Here is a 17,755-nt window from a genome sequence, read left to right as displayed (position 1 = left end):
ACGGGTGCGATCAATGCATCACCGGATAGGGTTTATCCGTATCAATGCCATATTTCTCGATAGCCTGTTTCACCACCGCTGCGTCAACCTTGCCCTCTTTGCGCAAGGCATTCAGCGCTGCCAGCACCACGAAGTAGCGGTCTACTTCAAAGAAATGGCGTAACTTCTGACGCGAGTCGCTGCGCCCAAACCCATCGGTGCCCAGCACCGAATACGGGGCGTTCACCCAGGGACGAATCTGGTCGGCAAAGGCGCGCATGTAATCGGTAGACGCAATCACCGGGCCCGCGCGATCTTTCAGGCATTTCTCCACCCAGTTAAGCTCACGTTCCTGCTCCGGGTTGAGCATGTCATCGCGGTCCATGCGAAGCCCTTCACGGCGCAATTCGTTGAAGCTGGTCACGCTCCAGACGTCCGCCGCCACACCGAAGTCCTCTCGCAATAATTCTGCCGCCGCTTCGACTTCGCGCAGTATCGTACCGCTGCCCAGCAACTGAACCCGCGGAGTTTTCCTGGTTTTGGGTTTGCCCTCGTGCAACAGATACATGCCCTTGCGGATACCTTCCTCTGCACCTTCCGGCATGGCACCGTGCACGTAGTTTTCATTCATCAGGGTCAGGTAATAGAACACCTTCTCGTTGTCCTCATACATGCGTCTGAGGCCATCCTGAATAATGACTGCCAGCTCGTAACTGTAGGCGGGGTCGTAGCTGACACAGTTCGGCACTGTGCCGGCCAGGATATGACTGTGACCATCCTGATGCTGGAGCCCTTCACCGTTAAGCGTGGTGCGCCCGGCCGTGGCGCCCAGCAAAAAGCCCCGTGCCTGCGAATCCCCCGCTGCCCAGGCCAAGTCGCCCACGCGTTGGAAGCCGAACATGGAGTAATAGATGTAGAACGGAATCAGGGCGAAGTCATGGACGCTGTAACTGGTGGCTGCCGCCAGCCAGCCGGACATGGCACCGGCTTCGTTGATGCCCTCTTCGAGAATGCGCCCCTTCTTGTCTTCCCGGTAATACATCACCTGGCCAGCATCTTCCGGTTCATACTTCTGGCCGCCGGATGAATAAATGCCCAACTGGCGAAACAGTCCTTCCATGCCAAAAGTGCGAGCTTCATCGGGCACAATCGGCACCACGCGTTCACCAATCTGCTTGTCCTTGATCAGCGTGCTCATCATGCGCACGAAAGCCATGGTGGTGGATATTTCCCGATCACCACTGCCTTCCAGGAAGTTGGCGAATACATCCAATCCGGGGATGGTTAATTGCTGGCTGGCTTTCTGACGGCGCACGGGCATGTAACCACCCAGCTTGTCACGCTGCTCCTTCATGTAACGCAGCTCCGGGGAGTCATCCGCCGGGCGGTAATAGGGCACCTCTTCCAGCTGTTCATCAGTGAACGGCATATCGAAGCGATCGCGGAAATCCTTCAGGCTTTCCAAATCCAGCTTCTTCATCTGGTGCGTTTTATTGACGGCTTCACCGGCACCGGTGGCATAGCCTTTTACGGTCTTGGCGAGAATGACCGTAGGGCGACCGGTGTGGTTTACCGCCGCGTGGTAGGCCGCATACACCTTGAACGGATCGTGGCCACCCCGGTTCAGGCGATACACATCTTCGTCACTCATGTGCTCGACCAGTTTCTTCAGTTCCGGATTGTCGCCAAAGAAATGTTCGCGGGTGTAGGCCCCACCATTTTTCTTGTAGGCCTGGTATTCCCCATCCACACATTCTTCCATGCGGCGCCGCAACAGACCTTCGCTGTCTTTTTCCAGCAGCGGGTCCCACAGACGTCCCCAGACCACCTTGATTACGTTCCAGCCGGCACCACGGAACACGCCTTCCAGTTCCTGGATAATCTTGCCATTGCCCCGCACCGGACCATCCAGTCGCTGCAGATTGCAGTTCACCACGAACACCAGGTTATCCAGCTTTTCACGCCCCGCCAGAGCGAGGGCGCCGAGGGATTCCGGCTCGTCCATTTCACCGTCACCCAGGAATGCCCAGACCTTGCGGTTATCCTGCTGGATCAACTCCCGATTCTGCAGATACTTCATGATGTGGGCCTGGTAGATGGCCTGAATCGGCCCCAGCCCCATGGATACGGTGGGAAATTGCCAGAAGTCGGGCATCAGCCAGGGATGGGGATAGGACGACAGCCCCTTGCCATCCACTTCCCGGCGGAAGTTATCCAGCTGCTCTTCGCTGATACGTCCTTCCAGGTAGGCCCGCGCGTAGACACCCGGTGCCGAATGCCCCTGAAAGAACACCAGGTCGCCCTCGTTCTCGTCACTGGGGGCGCGGAAGAAGTGATTGAACCCCACATCGTAAAGGGTGGCGGAAGAGGCAAAAGAAGCAATGTGGCCACCCAGCTCATCATCGTTATCCATGTTGGCCCGCATGACGGTGGCCAGCGCATTCCAGCGCACCAGTGAACGAATACGGCGCTCCATAAACATGTCGCCGGGGATGGCGGCTTCGTCCTTGGGGGGAATGGTGTTGAGATAAGGGGTGTTTAGGTGGGTGCGATAAACGCCCTGCTCCTGGGCTTCGTTGGTAATGGCATCGAGTAGCCAGGCGGCCCGCTCGGGACCTTCCCGCTCGACCACGGATTCCAGGGCTTCGAGCCATTCCCGGGTTTCTGCGGGATCAACGTCATCAAAAAAACTGCGTTTTTGCATGGGCTTGCGTCCTTTTTCGCGTTGCCATGCGCCGCCGCAGGATCACTGCAGCGACGCTGAAAGAGGCCCAAGGGTGGCTGGGCTTGAGACCTGAAGTCTCACGACACCGGGCACGGAGTGGCATCTCTGCCAAATCGCCGATGTACGTTAATACTAGCGCCGTAGACCGGTTGGCGGTCAAGTTGGCCAGTGACGAAAAAAATCAGCCGACACAGTATGTTGGCCATTTTTTCGGTTATGTCCCTATCCTGAACCCGGTGCAGGGAAACCGGAATTCGACCAAGGTCGGTTCTATTGAAACGCTATTCACGCCCGCACGTTCACAGCAACATGATCCACAACGCGGCCATAATCAGCCAGATGGCCACACAGCGCAGCAGCAGGCCCTGCAACCCTTCCAGATGATCCATGGCGGTGTGCAAGGTTCCGGAGCTGGCGTCATGATTTTCTTCCTGTGCCACATTGGCCACGGACACTATCAGCGAGGGGGTCGGCTGCAGCTGCCACCAGGCGCCGCGCATTCTTTCCATTACCGCGGTAAAGTCCCCGGCCAGCGACATACTGACAATAAGCAGTTGCCGGGCAGGCAAGCTCAACCAGTCATCCAGTGCTTGCTGCCAACCCAAGGTCTCTGATTCACTACAGTGACGCCGCTGACGCTGCAGCCAGGCATGGTTCATGACCACCAGAAACGCCGCCCCGAACCCCAGCAACACCAGCCAGAAAATCGCCACGAACAAGCGTTCTTCCCGCGCCAGAATCTGCTCACTCAGTTGCTGGTGGTAGGCCGGATCGCCGGGCACGCCGTTAACGGAAAATTCGTCCGTGGCCAGGGCGGCAAACCCATCCGGGTCATTCATACGGCCGCGCACCAGTAATTCATCCACATGGCGAAACTCGCTGTGACTGCCCAGCAGCCACAAGAGCAGCAATGTGCCCAGACCCAGCACCAATAACTGGCCCCAGAAACCGGACAACCAGCACGCCCCCCAGGCGATCAACACCGCAGGAAGCAGCACCGCGCCCCACCACACCCGGTTCGGCTGGCCAATGCGACTACCGCAGCGTTGCAGCCAGCGCTGGTGACGTTCCTCACCGGCCAGCAGCGGCGACCAGCCTGCATCCATCCGGCGTAGCCCCATCACCACGATCAACACAATAAACTTCATGCCTTTTCCTCCCTGAAATCGGCCAGTTGTTCACGGTAACGCCGCCAGTCGAACGCCGGGCCGGGGTCCGTTTTTCTTCCCGGTGCAATATGTTCATGGCCGGTAATGCGGGCATCGGTAATAGCAGGATAGTGATGCTGCAAAAGCTGCGTCAGCGCAGCCAGCGTGGCGTACTGGGCGTTTTCGTAGGGGATGTTATCGGCCCCCTCCAGTTCGATACCGAGGGAGAAATCATTGCAGTTTTCCCGCCCCTGAAACGTGGATACGCCGGCATGCCAGGCTCGCTTATCGCACGGCACAAACTGTAGCAGGCCACCGTCACGACGAATCAGAAAGTGGGACGACACCGTCAATTGGTGGATGGTTTCAAAATAGGGGTGATCCGCCGGGTTCAGGCAGTTTTGAAAAAACGCTTCGATATGGCCGCCGCCAAACTGGCTCGGCGGCAAACTGATGTTATGGATCACCAGCAACGAGATATCGGCCGGATCAGGGCGTTCGTTAAAATTGGGGGATGGGCACCATTGCGCCTGATCGACACGATGTCCGGAAAGGGTAAGCACCCGCGCAAGCTCCTTTTGCCTGCGCCGGGATGAATACGGCAGGGGTTAGTGTTGCACGTTGCCCTGCATGCGACGCAGATCGCCAATAACTGCTTCCAGAGCCCGATCAAACAGGGCTCCCTCTTCAATGAGTTTAACAGTCCCGTTATGCAGGGCAACGGCCAAGGTGTAAGCAGAAAACTCCTGCACCTTGATACCCCGGCGGTTGGTAAACACCATTTTCACGCCGGCTCGGATGTTGGCCGCCAGCTTGGCACGGCGCGGTTCGCCGTCGTCCTGAATTTCAATCCACTGCCCCGGCGCCAGCTGACTGCATTTCTTCACCAGGAAATGATTTTCCGGCAATTCCGGCACCGTTTCCGGCTGGGCCGGTTCGGCGGGCTGCTCTGGCTCCACCGCCACCCGCTCCGTCTGCAGCCCCTTGAGCAGCTGCTGATGCACATCACGGAATTTAACCAGCAGCTGCTTGGTTTCCACCGCATCGTAGTTAATCTGGCTGAGACCACTGTGCAGAGTCTTGAGCAGCTTCGGACTCAGATCCTTCAGTTTTTCCAGGGCCGCCTGCTCCCGGTGCTCCAGCACACTCCAGACCACCGCATCGACCACCTTCACCTGCTGCTGCCACAATCCGCTATCATCGCCTTCGCGCAGCCAGGTCAAGTACAACACCTGTTGCCAACCCTGGCGCAGCAGACGCACCACCACATCCGGCAGCTGCCGCCCGGCCATCCGCTTATCCAGCACCGCCACCACTTCGCTACGGGCCTGCTCCGCACGGGCCTTGCCCTCTTCAGCCTCGCGAACTCGCTGTTCCACACGATCGGAACGGCTTTTCTGGTTATCGAAGAACTGCTGGAACTCCTGCAACAGCGAGGAGAACAGGCTGGCATCATCTTCGTAATCATCAATGATGCGGTGCACCGCCTGATTAATCCGCTGGTAGAGGTCGTCCTGGATACCTTGCTGCGGATCCCATTGGCTACCGGCCCTGGCCAGCATGTTCAGCAATAGGCGGGCTTCATGGTTGTCGTTGCTAAAAAAGGTTTTATCGATGATCGCTACTTTCAACAGCGGGATCTGCAGGCGGCCAATCAGTGCCTTGATTTCCGAGGGCAGGCCTTCGTCATCCAGAATGAAATCGAACAGCAGGGCCACCAGATTGATGACATCATCATCGGCCTGATCCAGGGCATGGATGGCCTCGCCGTGCTCATTGTCGAGCAACTCGGACAGGTCTGTTTTCAGATCGGCACGGTCTTCGCCTTCATCCTCACCAAGGCTACGCTCTACCCGCTGCAGGCGGTTCAAGACACCGAGCAGATCATCGGAACTGACCTGATGCACAGACGCCGCGTTAGCCACCGGCGCGCCATTCATATAGGGCACCCCGTTCTGCATAACGGCCATGGCCGCCTCACTGGCTACGCCCGGCGCGCCGCCGGACGCACCCCCACCCGGGCCACCCTGCATGCCGCGCATGGTCACCAGCAATTCCTGCAATAAACCGAACATCTGATCGTTGCTGGGGCCGCCGGCATTCCCCGCCGTCGGCATCACACTGTCAGAGCTCTGGCTTGCCAGTAAGCGGGAACCGGGCTTGCGAGCCGGAGCGATAGGCGCGGACTTCATTTCCGGCAGCACCCCGGCATCGATCAATACCTTGTTGGCTTCACTGACCAGATAACCGGTTTCCGCCATCACTTCCCGCTCGAACAGCTTGAGGATGATCAGACGGGCCTTGATATCCAGCGACAGCTTTTCCAGCCCTTCACTGAAACAGGCCACCAACTGGCGGGGTTCCAACGGGTTGTTGTGTTCATTCACTTCCCGTTTGCTTTCAAACAGGTATTCGATGCGATGACAGAGGACCTTCAGCTGCTCGTTACAGCCATTTCGGGCCCGGCGTGCCATGTTGTCCAGCGCCACCGAGGTTTCCAGCTCATCCTCGTGAACCAACGTCAGGGAATCCAGATCTACCGGCGTTTGTTCCAGTGTCTCGGTTTCCGGGGGGCGCGCCAGGGTCAGAAATTGATGATTGATAGCCTGCTTGAAGCTGCCCACCAGCCCAGCACGCTGAATGCGCAGCTCGCGCATGGCCTCGAAATAGCGCTCTCGCTCGCTATCGGTTTCCTTCTCGGCCAGGTCAAAGAGCTTGTCATCGGCACCATCCAGCATATCGCCAAGGTAGGCCGCACTGAGAGACAAGTAACGCGCACACACCTTCTCAAGCGGCCGCGGCATGCTGCCTGGCGTTGCTTTCCCGGAAACCGGCTTTAGCTGTGTGACCTTGGACATTGCTCCCCCGGCAGGCGAACCCGCGACAGGCTGGGTGAAATACATCAAAACAGGGCGTGTATGGCACCAACGTTTTAATACTTTAATACGCTACCACGCATCAAGAGTAAGAATTTTGAACTAGTTGGCACTGACAGAATAGTGTGCGAGCACTCACAAACAAAACGCCCCACTTTCCCTACCCCGGAAATTCCCCTAGCCTAAGGCCTTTCGGGGCATTGGACGATAGCCATGGAACAGACGGTAACCATACTCAAACAGATTAGTGGTCTTCTGTGGGGATGGCCGGCGCTGATTCTCATCGCCGGCACAGGCATTTATCTCACCCTCATTCTTGGCTTCCTGCCCTTGCGCCAGCTGGGTTTCGGTTTCCGGCAAATGCTGGGGCCGCAGCGCGGGGTGGGCACCATCGGTGCCGGCGCCGCCCTCGCCACGTCGCTGTCTGCCACCATTGGTACCGGTAATATTGTCGGCGTGGCCACCGCCATTCACTCCGGTGGCCCCGGTGCCCTGGTCTGGATGTGGCTGATCGCCCTGGTGGGCATGGCGACCAAATACGCAGAAGCGGTCCTCGCCGTCCATTTCCGGGAAAAAGATGCCGCCGGGCAATACGTGGGCGGCCCCATGTATTACATCAAGAACGGCCTGGGCAAGAACTGGCACTGGCTGGCCATCGCCTTTGCCGTCTTCGGCATGATTGCCGGTTTCGGGATCGGTAACAGCGTCCAGGCCAACTCCGTGGCCCACGGACTCAGTGACAGCTTTGGTCTGCCACCCTGGATCACCGGTGTCACTCTGGCGGTCCTGGTGGGCATGGTGGTGCTGGGCGGCATGAAACGGATCGCCACCGTGGCAACCTTCATTGTGCCCTTTATGGCACTAGCCTATCTGCTGGCAGGCCTGGTGGTTCTGGCGGATCACGCCAGCGCCATCCCCGATGCTCTGGCCCTGTGCTTTGAAGGGGCCTTCAGTGGCACCGCCGCCGCCGGTGGTTTTGCCGGGGCGCTGGTGAAAGAAGCCATCCGCTTCGGTATGGCCCGGGGGATCTTCTCCAACGAAGCTGGCCTGGGCAGCGCCCCCATCGCCCACGCCTCCGCCAACACGGACCATCCCGCCCGACAGGGCTCCATCGCCATGCTCGGGACCTTTATCGACACCATTATTGTCTGCTCCGTTACCGGCCTGGCGATTGTGTCTACCGGCGTGTGGGACAGTGGCGTCAAAGGCGCTCCCCTGTCCGCCATGGCGTTTTCATCCACCTTTGGCGGTGCCGGCAACATCATTGTGGCCTGCAGCCTGGCCGTGTTTGCCTTTACCACCTTGCTGGGCTGGAGCCTGTACAGCGAGCGCTGCACCCAGTTCCTGTTCGGCAACAAGGCGGTCATGCCGTTCAGGATTATCTGGGTACTGGCCGTGCCGTTAGGCGCCATTGTCAGCCTGAACTTCGTCTGGGCACTGGCCGACATCATGAATATCCTGATGGCCGTGCCAAACCTGATCGCTCTGTTATTATTGTCCCCCATTGTGGTTCGGCTAAGCCGTGAGTTCTTCGCCAACCGCCCGGATTACCCTGGACGGTTGACGGCTACAGCCGTCAACAGTCACTGTCACGCCCCACCGCCGCCAGCATTCGATGAATGCGCGCGGGGCCGCGACCTGTAACCGTATCCAGAGATCCCATGACCTTCAGCGCCAACCTGCCCGACTATATTCGTGACGACATCACCCGCAATGTGACCTTTGCTCTGGAAGAAGATATCCGCGATGGCGATATCACCGCCCAGCTCATCGACGCGGACAGCCGCAGCACCGCCACCATCATTACCCGCGAAGACACGGTCATGTGCGGCACCCCCTGGGCCGACGAAGTGTTTCGGCAGTTGGGCGACGTGGACGTTGAATGGCATGTCCAGGATGGCGACCGCCTCCCAGCCGAAACCACTTTGTGCACTCTGCGCGGCAATACCCGCAAGATTCTCACCGGCGAGCGCACTGCCCTGAATTTCCTGCAAACCCTGATGGGTACCGCCACCACCGCCCGCCGCTACGCGGATGCCGTGGCCGGCAGCCAGGTCACCATCCTCGACACCCGAAAAACCCTTCCCGGCCTGCGCGCCGGCCAGAAATACGCCGTGCTCTGCGGCGGCTGCCAAAACCACCGCATCGGCCTCTACGACGCCTTTCTGATCAAGGAAAACCATGTCACCGCCTGCGGCGGCATCACCGCCGCTATTGAGCGGGCACGAGCACTGGCGCCAGACAAGAAGATTATTGTGGAAGTGGAAAACCTGGCGGAGCTGGAGGAAGCGGCTGGGCTAATGCCGGACCAGATCATGCTGGATAATTTTAGTGTGGAGATGCTGAAAGAAGCGGCTGGAATGGCTTTGAGCCCCGCACTGGAAGTATCCGGCAATCTGACCGTTAAAAGTGCCAGAACATTGCCGGCCGGACGGCACTGGTTCATGTCGTCCGGAGCGCTGACAAAACATGTGCAGGCGGCCGATCTATCATTGCGACTTAGCTCTGAAGATGCAGAAGGATAGCGCCCATTGCTCACAATCAGTGCCAGACACAACAGCACAAAAAACCCGGCAAAAGCCGGGTTTTTTGTCAATCCAACGAAGCTACTCTCATAACTTCTATCGATCGTAGTTTATACTCGGCACTCAGCCGGCAGGTACTTAGCTTCGATAGTCGTCGGAGCACCTGCCGCCTGGGTACAAACCCACTCAACAGAACCCGTAGAATTAGCATTAGAAATGGCAGCACCACCAATCTGAGGAACCATAGCCAACACGTTGTCACCACCAAGCTGGGCGATACCAGCAAGAGTCACAGTAATAGCGCCAGTAGCACCATCGACAGCGATCGCAGTAATTCGATTAGTCGTCAGAGCCGCTTGATCATTGGCAATTTCAGTGGCATAGGCGTTAACACCATTCATACCGCCATTCGCAAACATTTCGGTCACCCCTGTACGCACGGCGCTCGCAGCGATCATACCTTCAGACACTTGGGCACGTACTGTGTAATCTTGATAAGCTGGCAGCGCGACAGCAGCCAAAATACCAATGATCGCCACAACGATCATCAATTCGATAAGGGTGAAACCCTTCTGGATTTGCTTCTTCATTTTGATTTCTCCAATCATTGGCAAATTTTTTTGAACCCACCCTAGGCGAGCATCTGTGTGCTTTCAAAGCATGGAGCGTGCCAACCTGATCCTATTGAGGAAATTTTATTGAAAACGGGCTATTTCAAGCACTCATGAGGATTACAACCATCAGGCAATCAACCGCCGAAGCTCCGCCCTATGACATGGAATGCCACCTCATGACACTCCATGTCACTCATGTCGCCAACAACTGACACCTTTTGCCCTCACCCCCTCCCCCAACCCATCCGCATTGCTGCTGATAATCGTAGCCAATGCGATGCACTCCAAAGATGACCGATACGGGCTCTCGCCCGTTTTGGTTTCGGTCCTGCGCCCCCGTTTCATACGATCAGGCAAATTGTAGAAGTAGGTGAGAAATCGGTGGCAAGGTACTGATTTTGCGACATCTGGCCTTCCCAGCCACGTACACACACGGTATGTTAGGAAAAAAGTGTTGGGCGCACCGACCAGACTAAGCATAAACAAGCAGGTTGCCATGACTAGCCAAACCGCCTCATTCAGCGGCTTACCGCACCGATTGATACAACAGGGTCTGTTAGACGCAGACAGCGCTGAGCAAATTCTACAGCAGGCTCGCCAGGAGAAGACCAGCTTGGTACGCCAGATCGTTGCCAGCGGAAAACTGACGGCCAGACAAGTTGCAGGTGCCGTAGCAGAAGAATTCGGGGACCCGATTCTCGACCTGAGCAGCTTTCAACGTGACAGCTTGGTTAAAGATCTTGTTGACCCTAAGCTGATCAACAAGCACCACGTTCTGCCCCTTTTCCGGCGGGGAAGTCGCCTGTTCGTTGCCGTTTCAGATCCCACCAACCTCCCGGCGCTGGAAGAAATCCGTTTTAATACTGGTCTAAACGTTGAGACGGTGATTGTCGAAGAGGACAAATTAACACAATGGATCGACGCGGTAGAGTCTGAAACTGAAGGCGATGCCTTCGGCGATCTGGATGACGGACTGGATAACCTGGACATCGGCGGCGGCGAAGAGAAGAAGGATGAAACCCAATCAGGGGCCGATGACGCACCGATTGTTCGCTTCGTTAACAAGCTTCTTCTTGATGCTATTAAGGGAGGAGCATCCGACTTGCACTTCGAGCCCTACGAGAAAACCTACCGGGTACGCTTTCGCCAGGACGGTATTCTGCAAACCGTATCGAAGCCGCCTATCAATATTGCCAGCAAACTATCCGCCCGCCTAAAAGTAATGTCGCGACTGGATATCTCCGAGCGCCGGGTTCCTCAGGACGGCCGTATCAAGCTTAAAATCTCCAAGACCCGGGCCATCGACTTCCGGGTAAACACCTGCCCTACCCTGTTTGGCGAAAAAATTGTCTTACGTATCCTGGATCCGGAATCCGCCAAGATGGGCATCGAGGCGCTGGGCTACGAAGACGAACAAAAACAGATGTACCTGGATGCCCTGCACAAACCCCAAGGCATGATCCTGGTCACCGGCCCTACTGGCTCGGGGAAAACCGTTTCGCTGTATACCGGGGTGAATATCCTCAATACGCCGGAACTCAACATCTCCACGGCGGAAGACCCGGTGGAAATCAACCTGGAAGGGGTAAATCAGGTCAACGTGAACCCGAAGCAGGGCATGAATTTCTCCTCTGCCCTGCGCGCCTTCCTGCGCCAGGATCCTGACGTGATTCTGGTCGGGGAAATTCGCGATCTGGAAACCGCCGAAATTGCGGTAAAGGCCGCCCAGACCGGGCACCTTGTACTTTCCACCCTGCACACCAACAGCGCCCCGGAAACCCTGACACGCCTTCGCAACATGGGGGTTCCCTCCTTCAATATTGCCACCTCGGTATTATTGATTATTGCTCAGCGTCTGGCGCGCCGTCTTTGTGAGCACTGCAAAACGGCCGTGGATATCCCCAAACAATCGCTGCTTGAGATGGGTTTCACGGAAGATGACATCTCCAGCGGTTTTACTGTGTACGGGCCGGAAGGCTGCGATAAATGCAAGAACGGTTACAAAGGGCGCGTAGGTGTCTATGAGGTTGTCAAAATCACTGACGGTATCGCGCGCATTATTATGGAAGAAGGGAACTCCATTGAAATTGCCGACCAATGCCGGAAAGAAGGCTTTAATGATCTTCATCGCTCCGGCCTGGTAAAAGCAATGCAGGGGGTTACCAGCCTGGAAGAAATTAACCGTGTCACCAGCGGACATTAATTATGGCGACTAAAGCAGCACAACAAAAATCAGCTACGTTTACCTATGAAGGCCTGGACCGTCAGGGGAAAAAGGTTAAAGGGGAAACCTCCGGGAAAGGCGCCGCCCTTGTTCGTGCAGAACTGCGCAAGCAAGGTATTAATGCAAAAAAAGTAGCCAAAAAGCGGGAAATCAACCTGGGCGGCAAGAAAAAAATCAAGCCCATGGATATCGCTATTTTCACCCGCCAAATGGCGACCATGATGAAAGCCGGCGTACCGCTAGTTCAAGCCTTTGAAATTGTAGCGGATGGGCTAGACAACCCCTCAATGAAGGATGTAGTCCTAAAAATCAAAGCAGATGTGGAAGGCGGTAATAACTTTGCCGGGGCACTACAAAAACATCCGCTACTTTTTGATGATCTATATTGCAGCCTGGTTGACGCCGGCGAGCAATCAGGTGCATTAGAAACCATGCTGGATCGAGTCGCACTGTACAAAGAAAAAAGTGAAGCCCTGAAACAAAAAATCAAAAAAGCAATGAAATATCCCATCGCCGTCATTTGTGTTGCGATTATTGTCACCGCTATTCTTTTGATTAAAGTAGTACCAACATTTAAAGAACTTTTTGATGGCTTTGGTGCTGAATTGCCAGCATTTACTCAGTTCGTCATTGGCTTATCCGAAGCTCTTCAAGCCAACTTTTTTATAATCATGGTATCGCTAATCGTATTCGGCATTGCCGTCAGTGAAACACGCAAGCGGTCTGAGGCTTTCAGGAACTGGATTGACCGTACTTTGCTGAAGCTACCTATTATTGGAGACATCACCTTCAAAAGCACTATCGCTCGCTATGCCCGAACTCTGTCTACTACCTTTGCCGCCGGGGTTCCATTGATTGATGCTCTGGATGCCTGCGCCGGTGCTACCGGCAATGTGGTGTATAGAAAGGCTGTACTGCAAGTAAAAGAAGACGTTTCCACCGGCCAACAACTTCAGTTCGCCATGCGCAGCACTGGTGTTTTTCCGTCAATGGCACTGCAAATGACCGCCATTGGCGAAGAATCCGGCGCACTCGATGCCATGTTGGAAAAAGTCGCGATATACTACGAAGATGAAGTAGACAACGCGGTCGACGGCCTGACCAGCATGATGGAACCGCTGATTATGGCGGTACTCGGGGTACTCATCGGCGGCCTGATTATCGCCATGTACCTTCCCATCTTCCAGCTCGGGGCAGTGGTATAACGTGTCCGAAATACTTAACCTTCTCTCTTCCAGCCCGACCCTTTTGGTCGGGCTTTGTGTTGTTATGGGGCTGCTGGTAGGCAGTTTTTTGAATGTGGTCATCCACCGCTTGCCGCTGATGATGGAGCGGAGCTGGAAGCAGGAAGCCCGCGAAGTCCTTGAGCTGCCAGCGGAAGACAGTGACGGCATTTTCAACCTGGTGGCACCGCGCTCGCGCTGCCCGAAATGCAGCCATGCGATCAGCTGGTATGAAAACATTCCCGTGTTTAGCTGGCTGGCCCTGCGCGGCAAGTGCAAGGGCTGCAAAACCCCGATCAGCAAACGCTACCCGATTATCGAACTTGTCAGCGGTGTGCTCGCCGGACTGTGTGCCTGGCACTTCGGGTATGGTCCCTGGCTGGTGTTTACGCTTTTTGCTACCTGGCTACTGCTGGCCGCCGCCATGATTGACGCTGACACTACCCTGCTGCCGGATAGCCTGAACTACTGGTTGCTGTGGACAGGCTTGTTGGCGGCCGTAATGGGCGTATCGCCGGTTTCATTGAGCGATGCGGTGACCGGCGCCATGGCCGGGTATCTTTCGCTGTGGAGTGTTTACTGGCTGTTCAAGCTGATCACCGGGAAAGAAGGCATGGGCTACGGCGATTTCAAGCTGCTGGCCGCGCTGGGCGCCTGGGTCGGCTGGCAATACCTGCCGGTGATTATTCTTTTGTCATCGGTGGTCGGGCTGGTCTTCGCTATCGCCATGATGATGTTCAGCGGCGAAAAACGCACGCAAATCCCTTTCGGTCCTTATCTGGCCACGGCCGGGTGGATTGCCCTGCTCTGGGGCGATAGTATCGTCAGCTCGTATCTGGGTATGTTTAAACTTTGATTACGCAAACGCGCCCCACGCTACACGCAGGCACGCCAACAGGCACCGCGTGATGCGTGCCGCGTGATGCATGCAAGCGGAACTCATCATGTTTGTTGTTGGCCTCACCGGTGGCATTGGTAGCGGCAAGACCGCTGCCACGGATTACCTTGCTCAACAGGGCATCACCATCGTGGATGCGGATCTTGCATCACGCGTGGTGGTTGAGCCCGGGCAACCCGCCTTACTCACCATCGCCGAGCATTTTGGCCAGCATGTCATCGCCGACGACGGCGCGCTGGATCGGCGGGCACTCCGCGAGATCGTGTTTACTGACCCGGACGCACTAAAAACCCTCGAAGGTATTACCCACCCCGCCATAGGTGACGAACTTCGCCGGCAGATCGGGGCGAGCCAATCGCCCTACACCGTACTGGTCTCCCCTCTTCTGCTGGAAACATCGCAAAAAGCCTTGGTAGATCGCATTCTGGTCATTGATGCCTCTGCAGAATTGCAGGTAGAGCGCACCATGGCACGGGATCAGGTACCGGAAACACAGGTCGCGGCGATCATGAAAGCGCAATTGGCGCGCAACAAGCGACTGGATCAGGCGGATGATGTCGTAGAGAATCATGGTTCTCTGGAGGCACTCCACGAGCAACTGGGGGTGCTGCATAAGTACTATCTGGAATTGGCCGGGACATCTTCATAGGGCGGAAAGCGGCGCCAGCATCGCTCCGCCATCCCAATTCGGCACCGGCAGAGGATACATCCGCCCCACAATTCGCCCTCTTCTCGAAGAGGGAAAACCTGCACAGAGAAATAGCGCGCGTAAAAACATGACTGACAAAAGCCCGGCCAAGAAAGCTACCCAGACTTACCCCTGCCCACAGTGCAAAAGCCTCACTCGCTGGGACAACAACCCCTGGCGGCCGTTTTGTAGTGAACGCTGCAAGTTGATTGATCTCGGGGACTGGGCAACAGAGCGCCACGCTATTCCGGGTGATGACGATGCGCCCGGAGACTTTGAAGAGTTTTAGTAAGCGTTCAACGCAACGGATGAAGTAAAACTCTGCATTGTTGTCATTCGGATTGCAGAATGTCGGGTTACGCCGCTTCGCAGCTCTCTGTGCCCGACCTACGCGACAAGAGGCCTGTTTCAGGGAACACTAATCACGGCCAGAAGGCGCGGATACCCGCCACGCCCACCGCGCCGTGATCACGGGCGTTGATCAGATCGCCCGGTGCCACACCTCCCAGCGCATAACAGGCAAGCGGCGCCCCCTTCATTAGCAACTCCGCTTGCGGCCAGCCCAATGCGGGCTTACCCGGATGTGTCGGCGTGGGCAGGACAGGTGAAACCAGCGCCATATCCAGGCCCAGATTGCCTGCCTTATCCCGGGCCGCCTGATCATGCACCGCCGCACTGGTGATTCCATCAAATGCGGGACGCTCATCCAGCTGGGCCAGTGTTCTGCCTGGAAAATGCACGGCAAATACACCCAGCGTTTTTGCTGTCGCCACACTCTGCGTGTCCACAGCACGCAACCAGACTTTTACGCCGCGTTGCTGACATTGCGCCACAACCGCAGCCACCTCGGCATGGTCACTCCACTGCCGCAAATACAGTCCCTGCTGCTCCCCATTCAACCGATCAATCCCGGCCAACAACTCGTGAAGAGTGATATCTTCCGGCGCGACCACTAACTGCTCAGGCAGCTGTATGGCATTCACCACCGGCTGATTGGCCGCCGGGAAGCGCAGGTCCGCCAGCTCACCCGGGAGAAACCACTGCACCCACTGCCCTTCCCGGCCTTCCGGCTCACCCTGCCAGACGCAGACATCACGAAAGTGCAGGGTCACGTGCAGATCATCGTACTGGTGGGCAATCGTCATAAAAGGGCTGGACGTCGCCCCTGCCATGCCAAGCTCCTCTTCCAGCTCGCGAGCCAACGCTTCGCTCAGCGCCTCACCTTGCTCCACCTTGCCACCGGGAAACTCCCAGCGCCCGCCCTGATGCTTATTGTCAGGGCGCTTGCTAAGACAAATACGGCCATCTTCGCCACGGATGATGGCCGCGACGACGGTAATGGCAGGGGTTGAGCGTGTTGGCATGGGACTCTTTCCGAATGTCTGTGGGGCCTGTTTGCAAGTGAACCGCCTGGCGTGCCGATCAGGCAGTTTCGCTTGCGAGCAAGCCCCTTTCGTTCTCAGCGGCTTGCGGATTACGCCTTTCAGGCTCTCTGTGCCCTTGGGTGAATTCGACCTACGGTCTAGCGTCAGGCGTGAAGCATGGTGCGTGGTGCGTGGTGCGTCTAGGTCCGATACTCCGCATTGATCTTTACGTAGTCATAGCTGAAATCACAGGTCCATACGGTGCACTGCGCATCACCCGACGCCAGATCCGCCCGAATGGTGATTTCCGGTTTCGCCATCACCGCAGCGCCTTGTGCTTCCTCATAGCTGTCCGCCACACCACCCTGTTCTACCAGCAGCAAATCACCCAGCCAAACACTGACTTTGTCCACATCCAGCGCCGCAATCGGCGCCCGGCCAATGGCAGCCAAAATACGGCCCCAATTAGGGTCCGAGGCAAACAGCGCCGTTTTCACCAGGGGGGAATGGGCAATGGTTTCAGCCACCGCTCGTGCGTCACTCTCGCTGGCGGCCCCGGTCACGGTAATTTCCACAAACTTGGTGGCCCCTTCACCATCACGCACCAGCGCCTGAGCCAGTTCAGTGAAGACCTCTTCCAGCGCCTGATACAGCAGCTGACTGTGACCATCCAGCGCGGTGATCTCATCCATTTCAGCCTGAGCCGTGCTGATTAACATGCAGGCATCATTGGTGGAGGTATCCCCGTCCACCGTCACCCGGTTGAAGGATTTATCCGCCAGGGCTTTCACCCACTCATCCAATAGTGGCTTGGCAATCGGTGCGTCGGTGGCGATAAAACCAAGCATGGTGGCCATGTTTGGCTTGATCATGCCGGAGCCCTTGGACATCCCTGTGATCGTCACTGGCACACCATCCATTTCCACCCGCCGACTGGTGAGCTTTGGGTAGGTATCGGTGGTCATGATGCCTTCCGACGCCCGCCCCCAATGATGGACGTCCAGTGCATCCAGCGCCTTGGGCAAGCCGGTGGCAAAGGCCTCCAGCGGAAACTGTTCTCCGATAACCCCGGTGGAATACGGCAGGATTTCATCCGCATCACAACCTGCTGCTTTCGCCAGCAACTCACAGCTGGCCAGGCAGTTTTCCAGGCCTTTCTTGCCGGTGCCTGCATTGGCATAACCCGTGTTGATCATCAGGTAGCGTGGCGTAGTGGCAGCCAGACGGGACTTGGCTACCTGTACTGGCGCAGCACAGAAACGATTAAGGGTGAACACACCACTGACACGACTCCCCTGTGCCAGCTCCAGCACTACCAGATCCTTGCGATTGGCTTTTTTGATGCCCGCTTCGACGGCGGCAAGCCGCACGCCCGGAACCGGCAACCACTCAGACTGTGTCATCACACTTTTCCTGCTATCCATGTATTGAAAGCTTGCTACGAAAAAAACGCCCTGCCAAGCGTTAAGATTTGCCGCTTTTCTCTCAGCC

The 17,755-nt window shown here is 56.7% G+C and carries 14 protein-coding genes; 7 read left to right on the top strand and 7 right to left on the bottom strand.

Going from position 1 to position 17,755, the window contains the following annotated elements:
* Positions 1–10: 10 nt before the first annotated feature.
* The 4 genes from aceE to ADG881_RS14885 form a co-directional block, all read right to left on the bottom strand.
* Positions 11–2,683 (bottom strand): pyruvate dehydrogenase (acetyl-transferring), homodimeric type, encoded by a 2,673-nt coding sequence (gene aceE, locus ADG881_RS14900; protein WP_007151204.1) that lies wholly within the window; start codon positions 2,681–2,683, stop codon positions 11–13.
* Between the two features lie 320 nt (positions 2,684–3,003).
* Positions 3,004–3,852 (bottom strand): hypothetical protein, encoded by an 849-nt coding sequence (locus ADG881_RS14895; protein ID WP_007149224.1) that lies wholly within the window; start codon positions 3,850–3,852, stop codon positions 3,004–3,006.
* Positions 3,849–4,415 (bottom strand): 1,6-anhydro-N-acetylmuramyl-L-alanine amidase AmpD, encoded by a 567-nt coding sequence (gene ampD, locus ADG881_RS14890; protein ID WP_039926914.1) that lies wholly within the window; start codon positions 4,413–4,415, stop codon positions 3,849–3,851. The genes ADG881_RS14895 and ampD overlap by 4 nt, the downstream gene beginning before the upstream one ends.
* Positions 4,416–4,460: 45 nt before the next feature.
* Positions 4,461–6,710, bottom strand: a complete 2,250-nt coding sequence (locus tag ADG881_RS14885; RefSeq protein ID WP_007149122.1) for a DUF1631 domain-containing protein — start codon at positions 6,708–6,710, stop codon at positions 4,461–4,463.
* Positions 6,711–6,941: 231 nt separating this feature from the next.
* On the opposite strand from ADG881_RS14885, the gene ADG881_RS14880 reads away from it, so the two are divergent.
* Together ADG881_RS14880 and nadC are read left to right on the top strand one after the other, a co-directional pair.
* Positions 6,942–8,372, top strand: a complete 1,431-nt coding sequence (locus ADG881_RS14880) for a sodium:alanine symporter family protein (RefSeq protein WP_007150461.1) — start codon at positions 6,942–6,944, stop codon at positions 8,370–8,372.
* A 17-nt stretch (positions 8,373–8,389) separates the two neighbouring features.
* A complete protein-coding gene (gene nadC / locus ADG881_RS14875; RefSeq protein ID WP_007149943.1) occupies positions 8,390–9,253 on the top strand; it encodes a carboxylating nicotinate-nucleotide diphosphorylase in 864 nt (287 codons plus the stop codon).
* 110 nt (positions 9,254–9,363) lie between these two features.
* Here the strand turns inward: nadC and ADG881_RS14870 are convergent, their stop codons facing one another.
* Positions 9,364–9,843: a pilin gene (locus tag ADG881_RS14870; RefSeq protein ID WP_039926913.1), complete on the bottom strand. Its 480-nt coding sequence runs from the start codon at positions 9,841–9,843 to the stop codon at positions 9,364–9,366.
* A 520-nt stretch (positions 9,844–10,363) separates the two neighbouring features.
* Here ADG881_RS14870 and pilB point away from each other — a divergent pair.
* The 5 genes from pilB (at position 10,364) to ADG881_RS17435 (ending at position 15,189) form a co-directional block, all read left to right on the top strand.
* Complete coding sequence (gene pilB, locus ADG881_RS14865) at positions 10,364–12,070, top strand: type IV-A pilus assembly ATPase PilB (RefSeq protein ID WP_039926911.1); 1,707 nt, start codon at positions 10,364–10,366, stop codon at positions 12,068–12,070.
* Between the two features lie 2 nt (positions 12,071–12,072).
* Positions 12,073–13,296, top strand: a complete 1,224-nt coding sequence (locus tag ADG881_RS14860) for a type II secretion system F family protein (protein ID WP_007148843.1) — start codon at positions 12,073–12,075, stop codon at positions 13,294–13,296.
* A 64-nt stretch (positions 13,297–13,360) separates the two neighbouring features.
* Positions 13,361–14,170, top strand: coding sequence for an A24 family peptidase (locus ADG881_RS14855; protein WP_007151464.1), 810 nt, complete (start codon positions 13,361–13,363; stop codon positions 14,168–14,170).
* A gap of 88 nt (positions 14,171–14,258) precedes the next feature.
* Positions 14,259–14,861: a dephospho-CoA kinase gene (gene coaE, locus ADG881_RS14850; RefSeq protein ID WP_039927499.1), complete on the top strand. Its 603-nt coding sequence runs from the start codon at positions 14,259–14,261 to the stop codon at positions 14,859–14,861.
* A 127-nt stretch (positions 14,862–14,988) separates the two neighbouring features.
* The gene (locus tag ADG881_RS17435) at positions 14,989–15,189 is read left to right on the top strand and encodes a DNA gyrase inhibitor YacG (RefSeq protein WP_007150462.1); all 201 of its coding nucleotides are present in this window, start codon (positions 14,989–14,991) and stop codon (positions 15,187–15,189) included.
* A gap of 133 nt (positions 15,190–15,322) precedes the next feature.
* Here the strand turns inward: ADG881_RS17435 and ADG881_RS14845 are convergent, their stop codons facing one another.
* Positions 15,323–16,264, bottom strand: a complete 942-nt coding sequence (locus tag ADG881_RS14845; protein WP_007149593.1) for a Nudix family hydrolase — start codon at positions 16,262–16,264, stop codon at positions 15,323–15,325.
* A 200-nt stretch (positions 16,265–16,464) separates the two neighbouring features.
* Positions 16,465–17,667 (bottom strand): bifunctional glutamate N-acetyltransferase/amino-acid acetyltransferase ArgJ, encoded by a 1,203-nt coding sequence (gene argJ, locus ADG881_RS14840; protein WP_367114838.1) that lies wholly within the window; start codon positions 17,665–17,667, stop codon positions 16,465–16,467.
* Positions 17,668–17,755: the final 88 nt, after the last annotated feature.

Origin of the sequence: Alcanivorax sp. DG881 (assembly GCF_000155615.1) — a bacterium.
In the GTDB taxonomy this organism is placed as follows: Bacteria; Pseudomonadota; Gammaproteobacteria; order Pseudomonadales; family Alcanivoracaceae; genus Alcanivorax.
This window is presented reverse-complemented; position numbering and strand designations above follow the sequence as displayed.